Below are 12,661 nucleotides of genomic sequence, written 5' to 3' on the forward strand. Positions count from 1 at the left end.
CGGCAGGCTAGCCTCGCCCTCGCCGCATAGGACGGTGTCAACATCAAAGGGGTAAGCCCCGACACCGTCGCTGGCAGCTATACCGAGCAATTGCGTGACGCTATCGCCGGTGGCCCGCACCTACGCGCCGCACTGGAGGTGTTCGCCGACCGTGTGTGGACCGCCGGCGGCGGGCCCGTGGCAGACGTCGGCTGCGGCCCCGGACACGTCACCGCCCACCTGCACGGGCTCGGTATCGACGCTTTCGGCATCGATCTCTCTCCAGGGATGATCGACGTGGCCCGTCGCGATCACCCCGACTTGCGCTTCGAGGTGGGCTCGATGACCGATCTGCACCTGAGCGACGCTTCGATGGCGGGTCTGCTCGCCTGGTGGTCATTGATCCACATCCCCGACGACGAGGTGCCGACCGTCTTCGCGCACTTTCACCGAGTCCTGCGTCCAGGCGGACCGTTGCAGCTCGGGTTCCATGTCGGTGACACCGCGCATCTGAAGACGCAAGGGTATGGAGGCCATCCGATGTCGGTCTACGTTCACCACCGTGAGCCTGACAAGGTGGCCTCCTGGCTGCGGGAGGCCGGGTTCGCGATCGAGGCCCAGTGGCTGTGCGACCCGGACGGGCAAGTTCCGCAAGCGATGCTCTTCGCACGCCGCCTCTCCTGAGCACCGGCTCCAAGCTCCTCAGTTGGTGGACTGCTGGTGCGCTGCGCGGATTCAGGCACGCTCGTTGAACAGGCGTGGCGAAACCCTGGGAGATTGACGAGGGGCTGTGGGTCAGGATCGAAGCACTGCTGCCGACCTACCGGCCAGGGCGTCGTGGGCCGATTCCGCTCGATGACCGGAAGTGTCTGCAGGGCATCCTGTTCGTGCTTTACACCGGCATCAGCTGGAATCATCTGCCGACCGAACTCGGGTTTGGATCCGGCACTACGTGCTGGAGGCGATTCCGTCGTTGGTGTCAGGCCGGTGTGTGGGATGAACTCCACCGAGTGCTGCTGTCCGATCTGCATGCGCTCGGTCAGATCGACTGGTCGGCTGTCTGCCTCGACGGCTCCCATGTCAGGGCAAGAAAAGGGGGTTCCGCAACCGGCCCATCGCCGGTAGACCGCGGCCGGCCCGGCTCCAAGCACCACATCACCTGCGATGGCGCAGGGCTGCCGCTCGCAGTCATCACTACTGCAGGCAATGTGCCCGACATCAAGGCCGCCCAGGACCTGGCCGAAGCCATACCACCCGTCGCGGGCCGGGTCGGACGCCCGCGACGCAGGCCCGATGCGATCCTAGCGGACGGCGGCTACGACTCGGCTGCCTTCCGTGACTGGTTGCGCTCCAAACGGATCGAACCGACCATTCCGCAACGAGGCCGCAAGAAGATCATCGGCCTGGGCACGATCCGCTGGGTTGTCGAGCAGGCCATTGCCCACCTTCACCAGTTCAAACGCCTCGCCGTCCGTTGGGAACGCCGGCTCGACCTCCATCACGGCTTCACCAAACTCGCCGCCGCGCTCATCTGCTGGAGACGCCTCAATCAAACAACTTGAAACGAGCTCTAAGTCTGGAACTCAGTGACTAAGCTCCGGCTTCCTCCGTTCCCTCGTCGTCACTCAAAACTCGCACTACTCGTGGCGGAAATGGAATAGATCTATCACCGAGACGGAACATCAATTCTCGAAGTTCTTGTGATGGCCTTTCTGGAAGATCCTGCGCCAAGGATTCAATCTCATTAGGGAGAGTAGGGGCAAAATGTTGCGCTTTCAGCCATACCTTTTCAAGCAACTCCTCAGTAGCCTCAGCATCGATGCCGGCAGCTATTACCCAGGCCCAGAGCTTCGGATTATCCGAGACTACCCAGGCAGCAACTAGGCTGCACTCGAATGCTTCGGACAGGCGCCCTTCGGCTCCAAGTATCGCTGCAAGTCGCAACCAAATGCTCGGGTGCAAACCATCGAATGCTCGCGCTACCTCCACAACATCCTCGGCTGTTGCCGATGGATTCTCTACCCGATTTACAGCTTCACGATCGGCTACCGACCGTTCCTGCTGAGAGAGCTCAAGCATATCGTTGATCCGAGAGATGACTACTTGGAATACGCGACATCCATTAGCATAGAATTCAGGCATATTGGGGATGTAAGCGTCCAACGAAACTCTGCTGGCGTCCTCGTACAGACCTTGGTGCATCAATGTGCTCGCAAGTAGGAACTGGGCCTCAGGGGCATCGCCCAGCGATGCGGCTTTTCGATAATCCGTTGCCGCCTCTTCAAGCCGACCAAGCTGGAAATGAATATCCCCACGCTCGCGAAAATAGTATCCAGATCGCCCGTATCCTTTGAAATTTTCAATAGCCTTCTTGTATGCTTCAAGTGCTTCGTCCAGTCGTTTTAGCGTAAGCGCAATCTGCCCAAGGTTGTACCAAGTCAATCCGGCATCACTGAACTTTTTGAGAAATGTTTCCAGGGCGCCACAGTTGATCATGGAATCCCATATTGCCTGGATTTCTGCGTCAGGAAGCCTGCTGAATCCATCATCGATACAAACTCGACCAATTATCCATTTAGCCGAACGACGCTGCGAATCAACAGGTGATATCGAGATTATTCTAGCGATCTTAATAGCCTCAGAGAGCTTTCCGGCGTCGATCAGGGGTTCGGCGATTTGACCCGGGAGAGGACTTGCGATGATAAGAGGGCTGTCGAGGTGAACCGTATTCACAATACGCGCGGCAAGATTTGCCAATCCAATATTTGCACATATCGCTCCAATGGCTAGACAAAGATCAGAAGCAAAGATTTCCTCTGAGGAACTTTGACTGTACTGGTCCGGTACGTCGTGGATAGTTAGGCTCGCAATGTCACCCGGAAATCGAACGGCGACTCGATCCTTTTGCACGTCAACTTCAACACACGCTGGAGTCTTGCAGTCATCCACGACACTCAAGTCTTCTATCGATGCAGCCCAGTGGCGAACCCAAAAGGTCACTGAGTTGGCCTGGAATCCGGCATTGGGATCCACTCTGACCCTCACGGGAAGTGGACCTTCTACTGATTTTGCGCGAATAGCGCGAACGGCTTCAAGGTCGCGGTGGAGCTTTGAAGGTTGCTCTTCAGACCAACGGTGAGCCGGGGTGAACCTAAAGGTCAACGATTTCGCGTCTGGAGCGGTTCCATACGGATCATACGAGTGCGCCCAACGCACATATAGCTCTTTCGTATGCGCGGAGTAACGCACTACCAGTACAGGAATATCCAGGCTGCGCCAGTAGGCAAGCGTATCCTTCGAGATTGAAACTGAGATCGAACCATTTACCGGGGCGATATCAGTTGCCTTCAATTGAACTTTGAACAAGTATCCCGTGGTTAGACCGTGTTCAAATATCTCGACTTCTCGATCTATTCCGTAATCTCCCAGTATCGGTCGGGCCACCCACTCGGATGGGAGAGCAGATTCAAATACTCGTTCTGATTCAGTCTCAAGTACATGTTGTCTAGGTCGTGCGGGCACAGTCATCCCCCAAGCATCCCGGCATACTGCATGACCTCCTAGAAGGCAGCCATCCCAGCCCTCGGCTGGATTCAAAGCCGTCGAGGAGCTGAGTTCAAGGATAGAAGAGAGTGCCGTCAACATGAGGGCAGGTGACTGCAAGGCAGCTGAATCTGGCCTGTCCCTTCACCATGGCGCGGTTTGGCTAGTACTCCATCCGTGATCCGTGAGATTCATGGTTCTGGCTGGTCGCGGCGGTGGTAGTGGCTTCATCTGGCGGCCTTGTTCTTTCGTCTGCGCCAGCGGCTCCAGGCGAGGATGTGGGCTTGGGTGTGCTGGAGGGTCAGGGCCAGGGCGGCGATGAGATGCGCGGTCTCGGGGAGCGTGAGCCGGTCGAGCTCGTCGTCTTCGGGCAGGCGGCGCGGGCGGTTATGGTCGTCAGGGTGATGACCAGGGAGGCGGCCATGGCGAGGGTGAGGTGCCGGTGGGTCGCCTCCCAGGTGCGGACCTGGTGCTGGTCGAGGCCGACGCGGCCTTTGGCCTGCTGGAACGACTCCTCGATCGCCCGTCACGCAGTTCTTCCGCTCCAGGCTCGCCAGCAGCCCCCTCGTATAGTCGCGGGCGCTCATCCGGCATGGCCGGGAGCCGAACAGGTCGGCCATCGCCTCGAACACCGCCTGCCCGGCGGCCTCGAACGCTTCCTCAAGTATCCTGGCCTCAGCAGCCGCACTCGTCTCTTCTTGTCGCACAACACGAAGCATGCGAGAGCGGCTGTTCCTGCCTGCGCCCCAACCCCACCCGTCTCAGAACCTGTCACGAATCACGGATGGAGTACTAAGGAAGGCCACGTGTTTGTAGCTCGGTGCGAATCAGGTCGACCGACTCCGCGACCGGCGCGTGCGACGTGTCAACGATGGTCAAGCTATTAAGCTTCGCCGTGAGCTTGTAATTCTCGTGGAGCAGATCGACGAACGGTCTTTCGATGTAGGATTCCTCGCCGCGTGGCCGCGCGGCCACGCGGCCGAGACACGTGTCAAGGTCCGCGTACGCGAGGATCGCGAGTGTCGGGGCGGGTAGGTGTCGCGTAATGTCGAGGAACCATGGCTCGTCGCTGTAACCGCGAGCAAGGAGATGCGCCTGGGCATCGTAGACATATCGGTCGCAGAGTACGATCTCACCAGCCTGGAGACACGGGTTGATCACGTCGGCCGCGTGTTGGAGTCGATCACCGGTAAGCGCGCACACCAGCCCGCGGTAGTCGATCCGGTCTCGCGACTCCGGCTCGTACATGTAGCGTTTGTAGGCGGGGATGTCGAGCGCCGCCCTCGTCGGGGACCGGGTGACGGTGACGCGGTGACCGGCGGCCGTCAACAGCGCCTCGATCTCGCGCACCAGTGTCGACTTCCCGGAGCCGTCGATACCGCAGAACGTCAGCAACGCGCCGCCCCCCGGGAGCGGGGTGAGCGGAAGCGCACGCGTGAGCAGGGACATGTCAGCCACGTCAGTCAATTGCCTTCCCCACGGTCACCAGAACCTGCTGCAGAATGTCAAGGCCGTGCATGAGGTCGTCCTCGTCGATGATCGCGGGCGGATAGAGACGGATCCGGTCAGCATAGTACTCCATCCGTGATTCGTGACAGGATCTGAGACGGGTGGGGTTGGGGCGCAGGCAGGAACAGCCGCTCTCGCATGCTTCGTGTTGTGCGACAAGAAGAGACGAGTGCGGCTGCTGAGGCCGGGATACTTGAGGAAGCGTTCGAGGCCGCCGGGCAGGCGGTGTTCGAGGCGATGGCCGACCTGTTCGGCTCCCGGCCGTGCCGGATGAGCGCCCGCGACTATACGAGGGGGCTGCTGGCGAGCCTGGAGCGGAGGAACTGCGTGACGATCGCCGAGTGGGCCGGGCATTCGAGCCCGGACCGGCTGCACTACCTGCTCGAACGCGCGGTCTGGGAGGAGTGGGAGCTGCGGTGCCGCCTCGGCGCCCTGGCCGTCGAGCGCCTCGGGAGCGAGGGCGTTTTGATCTTCGACGAGACCGGCGACCTCAAGAAGGGCCGCTATTCGCTGGGGGCGGCCCGGCAGTACACCGGCACCGCGGGCCGGGTCGAGAACGCGCAGGTCTCCACTTGGGCGGTATGGGCCACCGGGGCGGGTCACGCGTTGATCGACTACGAGGTCTACCTCCACAAGGAGTGGTTCGCCGAGGGCGACGACCGGCTCGGCCATTTAGTGGCCAGTATCGTTGATCCATGAAGTTCATTCAGGACAACGTCGAATGGTTGGTGCCGTCGCTCATTGCGCTGGCGGCACTCGTATTCGCGATCTGGTCGGCGATTTCCGCCCATTGGAGCAAAAACGCTGCTACTCGATCGGCCGATGCTGCTGAGAAGTCCGCGAGGGCCGACCAAGAGATGGCAACATTGGTGCGTGCCGACCGTGAAGCCGCAGAGAAGGCAATGCGACAGCGTCCTTGGACGCTGGTACAGACAGCGAAGAATCGTTGGAAGGCAACCAATACTGGTCCAGCGGCGCACCACGTCGAGGTGGAGGCGGATCCGATCCTCCGTTTTGAGGAACACGACGACGCGCGTGAGAGGATCGGCCAGGGTGAGAGCTTCACAATGCTGCTCATCCGTACTGCTGGCGACAACGGCAAGGTCCTCATCAGGTGGGCCGTATCAGACGAACCTGGCGCTGAACGTTTGGCTCAACGGGAGTCGATCTAGCTGGTCCAGCAACCGTGGGGGATGCTCTCCCTCAATCCACGCCACAGCGTCCGCGTCGAAGCCGGCCCTCGTCAGCGGAGTCGGCTCCCCCAAGTTGACTGTCCATGGTCTCCACAAACGTGTTAGTCCTTTCAGATCTATTTCATCAACGAAGCTACGAGATACTAGGTAGTGTCGACGTCATCGGTTTCCTAGCCGGCATGCCACGGCTCGCTAATCTCCCAGCTCTACGGTGATACCGGCCGGTAGGGTTTGACGCGCATGATAGGTGGCCTTCCGCGCTCCCTGGATACACGAAGGTGCTGAGATGACGGGGACTGATACGGCCCGAACTTCAGACGTCGGAGGTCGGGAACGATCAGGCGTCGCTGCTAGACCATTCAACGGTGGGCCGTTCGTGCATCCGATATTGAGTGTGCAGTTCAAACACGAAGAAATTCTGCTGATTCAGCGCGGAGCCAACCATGCGAGAAAGTACATTTGTTGCCGGAGTATCATCTGGTGACACTGAGGAACCATTGAACCAACCTGCCCCACGGATCACCTCCGTCCATGTCGAGAACTTCCGGTTGCTGAAAGACGCACATTTGGGCTTGGAACCCACGGTCACGGCGCTCGTGGGCCGCAACAACACCGGGAAAACCTCACTTGCCGAAATTCTGGTCCGCCTCTGCCGGACGGAGAAGCCGAGCTTCACGATCGCGGACTTCTCCGCGGAGTCCTACTCGCAGTTTCACAACGCTTTCGAACGGTACAAAGCCGGCGACGAGGCTGGAGCTCGAGAAGCACTGCCCAAGATTGCCGTGACGCTGGACATCGAATACGACAGCGAACTGCCCCAGTTCGGACCGCTAGCCGAGTTCATCATCGATCTCGACCCCGACTGCCACCAGGTCCGCATCCAGCTCGCCTACACTCTCCAAGACGGGCAACTGAGCGAGCTATTCGCCGAAGCCGACAACGCCTCCCAAGAAATCGAGCTCCCGGTGCTCCTCGAACGCATCAAGGACAAGATCAAGACAACCTATAAGCGAACCATCACCGCCGTCGACCCCGGCGACGCCACGAACACCAAGTCAGTGGACTTCCCGGCAGTACAGCGCCTGATCACCATCGACTGCCTAAACGCCCAGCGCGGTCTCGATGACGAGAAAGACCGTCCGAAGGACCTGATCGGCCGCCGATTCCAGTCCCTGTTCGAGGCGGCGATGAAAACTGCTGAGGAATCCGACCATCGCATGATCACCTTGGAACTCGAAGTGGCTATCAAAGAGATCCAGGACGGACTCGGCGCGAAGGTCGAGAAGGCGATGGCCGCGCTCATACCAGCGCTGGAAGAATTCGGGTATCCCGGACTCTACGGCCAGAAACTCCTCACCTCGACGACCCTCGATGTGACGACCCTGCTTAACGACCACACCAAGGTGCACTACAAGGGCGCAGCTGGTGTCTCGCTGCCCGAGTCCTACAGCGGTCTGGGCTCGAGAAACCTTGTGCTCATCCTGCTCACCTTGTTCAGCTTCTACCGGGCGCACGCCTCGCGCGGGGATACTCCCGGAATCCACCTGGTGTTCATCGAGGAACCCGAAGCCCACCTGCATCCTCAGATGCAGGAAATGTTCATCGAGCGGCTCAGCGAGCTGCGCTCGCTGTATCCCGAGCGCGATGAATTGACCCGCCAATGGGGCGCCCAGTTCATGGTCTCCACCCACTCGCCGCACATCGCCAACCGAGCGCCGTTCGCGGCGATCCGCTACTTCCTGGTCGAGACTCACCAGCCGGACGCTTTGGGAAAGCGCGCCGCGATTCTCGACCTGCGCCAAGCCGAAGACTTGGACGAAGACTTCCTGCACCAGTACCTGACACTGACACAATCGGACCTGTTCTTCGCCGACAAGGCCATCTTCGTCGAAGGCACCAGCGAGCGACTGATCGTCCCCAGAGCGATCGACAAGACCACCCCGCTGCTTTCCAGGCAGTACGTGACGCTGCTCGAGGTCGGTGGCGCACACGCCTGCAAATTTTTCCCGCTGCTGGAGTTTCTGCGGATTCCCGCCTTGATCATCACCGACATCGACCCCGTCGCTAGGAAAGAGGGCGGCAACCAGCGGGAACGCTCACTCGTGCATGATGGCGAGCGAACCAGCAACGCCACCATCAAGGAATGGTTCCAGGACACAGCGATCACACCGCAGCGGCTCCTCGAAGCCGCCGAAACCGATAAGATCAGCAGGCCCCGGATGTACTTGGCCTACCAAGTGCCCGAGCAGGATGGCGCCCCATGCGGTCGCTCGTTCGAAGAAGCGTTCATCCTGGCTAATCCTGACACGTTCGAATTCACCGTGTCCGAAAACCGCGAGGCAGCCGAGGAAGCAAGCATGGCGATGGCCGGCAAGCTCAAGAAGAGCAAGTTCGCCCTGACCTACGCCGTCGAAGACCAGCAGTGGCAGACCCCCCGGTACATCAGACGAGGACTCGAGTGGCTCCAAGCCACCCCGTCACCCGCCAGGCTGACCGACCAACCGCTCGGCGAGGGGACGGTGACGGCCGAGTGAACGATCCGGCCACCGCCGAAGCCGCCGCCGAACGCGCCTTCGCGCAACTCTTGACAGCGCTTGAAAGCGGTACGAACTTCCGACTCGAGGCCGGCGCCGGCGCGGGCAAAACCACCGCGCTGAGACGAGCATTGCAGACCATCCTCAAGGACCGGACCCGCTACCTGCCGCGACCCGACCAGCAGATCGCCTGCATGACCTTCACCAACGTCGCCCGTGAGGAGATCCTCAAGGAAACCGACGCCCACCCGGCGGTGTTCGTCGATACCATCCACGGCTTCCTGTGGGCAATGATCAAGCCCTTCCAGAAAGACATGCGGGAGATCATCCTCGCGACCGACGACTGGAGGAAGAACCTCGAAGACACCACCTTGCTCGATGGCTTCACCGTCGAGTACGAGCTCGGATTCCGCACCAAGACTGACCGGTCAATCACGTTGCACCACAATGACGTCCCCAATATGGCGGTCGAGTTGTTTGCGAAACCGAAGTTCCGTCAACTCATCGCCGACCGGTATCCCATCATCTTCATCGACGAGTACCAAGACACGAACGATCAGCTGGTTCAGGCGATGCTCGGCGACCCGACACAGCCTTCGAGGTCGCCAGTATTCGGGTTCTTCGGCGACCACTGGCAACGCATCTACGTCGATTCTGCCGGCACGATCGAGCACTCATCGGTCCAAACGATTCCCGTCAACGCCAACTTCCGATCCGACGCGACCATCGTAACCTTCCTCAACCGGCTGCGGCCCGAACTCGTCCAAGCTCCGGCCGCCGGTGCCGCCGCTGGGACGGTGACCGTCTACTACACCAATGCATGGTCGGGTCAGCGAGGAAAGGGCCCCGCCAAGGGCCAGATATCGCCCCAGGCAGCTCAAGCGACCCTCACCTGGGCGCTCGCCCATGCGCAGCAGGCGCGTTGGAATCGCCCATCGCAGGAGACCAAGACACTGATGCTCTCCAACGCCGCCATCGCCAACGAGCTCGGCTACAGCACCATCGCCGCGGCACTCGGCGACAGCGACCGCTACATCAGGAAGAGCGACGAGGTGATCGCCTACCTCGTCGACGTCATCGAACCCGCCGTCGACGCATTCACACACCGTCGATACGGGGCACTCTTCACCGCTCTCAACCAGGCCAGACCGACGCTCAGCACCAACGATGACAAACGCAGCTGGAGCACGTTCTTCAAATCCCTCACCGACCAGTGCGAGCGCGGCAGCATCGGCAACGTTCTCGACCTCGTGCTCGAACAGCACCTGTTCACCGTGCCCAGACCCGTCCAGGAGCTCCACCGCAATCTGGCAGCGGCGACAGCTCAAATCGCCGACGCGGCGGCTCAGCCCTTGGACTCGAAACTCACCCGGCTACAGAATCTTCGCGCAGCACCATATAGCGAGATCAGAGCACTCAAGACCTATACCGACGACCAAACCGGCTTCTCCACCAAGCACGGCGTCAAAGGAACCGAATTCGACAACGTCGTCGCCGTCCTGAGCCGCAGTTGGTCAAGGTACAACTTCGGCCAAATGCTCTCCTTGCACGGCCGTCGCGAGATACTTGAAGGCCGCGAGCTCGCCAGTTACGAGCGTTCACGGAACCTGTTCTACGTCGCCGCCTCCCGCGCCCGACACAACCTGGTACTGCTCTTCACACATGAACTCGACGACACCGCGCTCGCAACCCTCACTGACCTCGCCGGTAATGAGAACGTCTTCAGCATCGAATACGCGGATGAGGTGACGCCGACAGGTTGCGTGGGGCTGTAAGAATCGCGAACGGCGCAAGCCTCCTGCGAGGTATGAGCCGGAGGCGACTGCCGAATTGATCGGCGGTTCACTCGACCTGGTCGTCCAGCTCGCCAAGAGCCGAACGCAGCGGTGGAATTCCTCGATCCGGGTGATCCTACCGCCGCACGGCCCGGCGGGGTAACCCGTTGGGCGGACCGGGCGCGGTGGGCCTGGAGCGGGGCAGCAGGGACGGCCGGGGGCCCTGATCTGGTGGCGGACCGGATGGCCGGTCGCCGCCGCCGGTACTGCGGCATTGGTGTGGTACGTGCCGGTCCTGTTCGGCGGGAACCGCGTGTTCCGGGCCGAACTGGCGAAGATCGACGCAATAGACGCGTGGGCTGAGTCCTTTCAAGAGGTCATCACGGCCGCGGCCGGATTAGAGCAGGCCATCCAGCGCTCCGCCGCGTACCCGCCGCCAGCGATCAAGGAGGAAGTCCGACAGCTCGCGGAAGATCTCCGAGGAGGACACGGCGACGAAGGACTGCGAGCGTTCGCCGCCAAGCTCGATGACGAGATGGTTGATTTGGTCGCAATGGCGCTCATCGTGGCCGCCAAGGCCGCCCGGATCTGGCAGATCCCCAGGCTGCTGGCCGAGCGCGGCATGCCGGTAGTTGGAATCAGTTGCGGCGCTGCTCCGGTCTGGAACTACGTGAAGATTCCAGGGAAGATTTCTTCGATTTCACCCTCCCAGTTCGTGAAGTGCTCGTCACTCACGCCGTGGTAATTGGCGTACTGGCGCAGTGACGAGTAGAAGAATGTGATCGCTAGGCGAAGCATCTTCTCAACCTCGATGAAGGGCAGTTGGTACTGACCGGCCGCTGGGTTCCAGCGCGCCCCAGCCCTAACGGTAAGTCCTTGCGGGTGCGAGGCAATAGCGAGCATGTTGTAGAGGGCCTCGCCGTCGTAAGCAACTTGTCCGTTCCGATCCATCCAGAGTACGAGGGCATCAGTCCAGCTTGGGTAGCGTTCTTTTTCGATGTGCCACTTGCCGGGATCGTCCTTGAACTCCGAGCTGGTGAACATCTCGGTTGCGAGTTTCTTGAGTTCTTTGACCCGCCGCTTGCTGCCAGCCTTCTCGGCGGCTTGATCGAGGTCCCTACGGTCGATCAATCGGCCGCTCACCAGGTAATGATTACTGGCAAGATCCATGATGAATGCGCGAATGCAGCGTTCGCGATGGGTTGCTCTGGGGTCCAAGAGCCAGACGATTCGCGAAGAGCGCTCCGCAATCGCTCGGGTGTTGAGCGCCATCGACTCCCAGGCCACAAGCGGCTCTGCGGCGAGCAGGGACAGAGAGCGGCAGAGGGCCGCCTGCTCATAGAGCAGGCGCCAAGCGGTTGCTCGGTCGAGCTGGTTGTAGTCGGACTTCCATTTGCCGCTAGGGTCCAGAGAGTTGCTCGCTGTGGTCGATGTTCGCTTGTGATTTCGGATTCGATTCGAAGCGGAGCAGTTCGTCATAGTTCAACTGCTCGTTCCGAGGTCTTTGCGTCTGTCACCTCTTTACTATACCTTTCATCCTGGCGGCGTCCTTGCACTACTGGACGCGGATCGACGCGGCCGGTTGCCGCCCGATTGACTGGTTCGCCGAGCCCGAGTCCTTCGCCGTGACGCCCACCGCTGCATGGCCCAGTCGACGGCCTCGGTGGACTGAAACTTCGAAATTCGCGCACAAGTAGTGCAGGTCCACAAATATGGCGTTTTCGGGCAGATGATAGGCTATGGCCAGGGCAAACGCAGGCCGTAAATTCGTAACCTTAGACCAGTGGCGGATGTGGTGGGCTTCGGTCCACTGGACGGGTGCGAGGCAGCCGTTCCAGGCGCACCCGCCGGGTTGCTCCAACTCCAGCTTCCTGCGCAGTGCGCTGTTGGGGAGCCGGAGTGCGCGGCCGAGTTCGAGCGCTTCGCCGGTGCGGTAGTTGAACACGTTGGGGATGACCAGGCCCTCGCAGGCGAGCAGGCGGGCCTTGCCCAGGCTGATCGGGTCGCCCTCCAGCGTCGGCACCCGGCCGGTGTCTTCCCCGGCCAACGTTTCGATGTCGACTGACAGGGGGCTTACCCCTTTGATGTTGACACCGTCCTATGCGGCGAGGGCGAGGCTAGCCTGCCG

At 60.8% G+C, this 12,661-nt stretch carries 12 protein-coding genes; 7 read left to right on the plus strand and 5 right to left on the minus strand.

Annotation, left to right across the window (positions count from 1 at the left end; translation table 11 throughout):
- Window positions 1-42: 42 nt before the first annotated feature.
- Together ACYVK3_RS19870 and ACYVK3_RS19875 are read left to right on the plus strand one after the other, a co-directional pair.
- On the plus strand, window positions 43-663 hold the full coding sequence (locus ACYVK3_RS19870) for a class I SAM-dependent methyltransferase (protein WP_460499096.1): 621 nt from the start codon (window positions 43-45) through the stop codon (window positions 661-663).
- A 74-nt stretch (window positions 664-737) separates the two neighbouring features.
- Entirely contained in the window at window positions 738-1,541 is an 804-nt protein-coding gene (locus ACYVK3_RS19875) for an IS5 family transposase (RefSeq protein ID WP_460499086.1), read from the plus strand.
- A 28-nt stretch (window positions 1,542-1,569) separates the two neighbouring features.
- On the opposite strand, the gene ACYVK3_RS19880 is transcribed toward ACYVK3_RS19875, so the two are convergent.
- The 3 genes from ACYVK3_RS19880 to ACYVK3_RS19890 form a co-directional block, all read right to left on the minus strand.
- On the minus strand, window positions 1,570-3,624 hold the full coding sequence (locus ACYVK3_RS19880) for a tetratricopeptide repeat protein (RefSeq protein WP_460499087.1): 2,055 nt from the start codon (window positions 3,622-3,624) through the stop codon (window positions 1,570-1,572).
- A gap of 690 nt (window positions 3,625-4,314) precedes the next feature.
- A complete protein-coding gene (locus ACYVK3_RS19885; RefSeq protein ID WP_460499097.1) occupies window positions 4,315-4,971 on the minus strand; it encodes a dTMP kinase in 657 nt (218 codons plus the stop codon).
- A gap of 10 nt (window positions 4,972-4,981) precedes the next feature.
- A complete protein-coding gene (locus tag ACYVK3_RS19890) occupies window positions 4,982-5,104 on the minus strand; it encodes a hypothetical protein (RefSeq protein ID WP_460499088.1) in 123 nt (40 codons plus the stop codon).
- Window positions 5,105-5,181: 77 nt separating this feature from the next.
- Between ACYVK3_RS19890 and ACYVK3_RS19895 the strand changes: the two genes are divergently transcribed.
- The 5 genes from ACYVK3_RS19895 to ACYVK3_RS19915 all read left to right on the plus strand — a co-directional run bounded on the left by ACYVK3_RS19895 (window position 5,182) and on the right by ACYVK3_RS19915 (window position 11,278).
- Window positions 5,182-5,730 (plus strand): transposase, encoded by a 549-nt coding sequence (locus ACYVK3_RS19895; RefSeq protein WP_460499089.1) that lies wholly within the window; start codon window positions 5,182-5,184, stop codon window positions 5,728-5,730.
- Entirely contained in the window at window positions 5,727-6,203 is a 477-nt protein-coding gene (locus ACYVK3_RS19900; protein WP_460499090.1) for a hypothetical protein, read from the plus strand. Before ACYVK3_RS19895 ends, ACYVK3_RS19900 begins: the two co-directional genes overlap by 4 nt.
- A 518-nt stretch (window positions 6,204-6,721) precedes the next feature.
- Window positions 6,722-8,758 (plus strand): AAA family ATPase, encoded by a 2,037-nt coding sequence (locus ACYVK3_RS19905; protein ID WP_460499091.1) that lies wholly within the window; start codon window positions 6,722-6,724, stop codon window positions 8,756-8,758.
- Window positions 8,755-10,533, plus strand: coding sequence for a DEAD/DEAH box-containing ATP-dependent helicase (locus ACYVK3_RS19910; RefSeq protein WP_460499092.1), 1,779 nt, complete (start codon window positions 8,755-8,757; stop codon window positions 10,531-10,533). The genes ACYVK3_RS19905 and ACYVK3_RS19910 overlap by 4 nt, the downstream gene beginning before the upstream one ends.
- Before the next feature lie 286 nt (window positions 10,534-10,819).
- Complete coding sequence (locus ACYVK3_RS19915; protein ID WP_460499093.1) at window positions 10,820-11,278, plus strand: hypothetical protein; 459 nt, start codon at window positions 10,820-10,822, stop codon at window positions 11,276-11,278.
- Here ACYVK3_RS19915 and ACYVK3_RS19920 read toward each other — a convergent pair.
- On the minus strand, window positions 11,200-12,012 hold the full coding sequence (locus ACYVK3_RS19920) for a hypothetical protein (RefSeq protein ID WP_460499094.1): 813 nt from the start codon (window positions 12,010-12,012) through the stop codon (window positions 11,200-11,202). The genes ACYVK3_RS19915 and ACYVK3_RS19920 overlap by 79 nt on opposite strands.
- A gap of 76 nt (window positions 12,013-12,088) precedes the next feature.
- A complete protein-coding gene (locus tag ACYVK3_RS19925; protein WP_460499095.1) occupies window positions 12,089-12,580 on the minus strand; it encodes a hypothetical protein in 492 nt (163 codons plus the stop codon).
- Window positions 12,581-12,661: the final 81 nt, after the last annotated feature.

This window comes from Glycomyces tarimensis, from assembly GCF_054776215.1.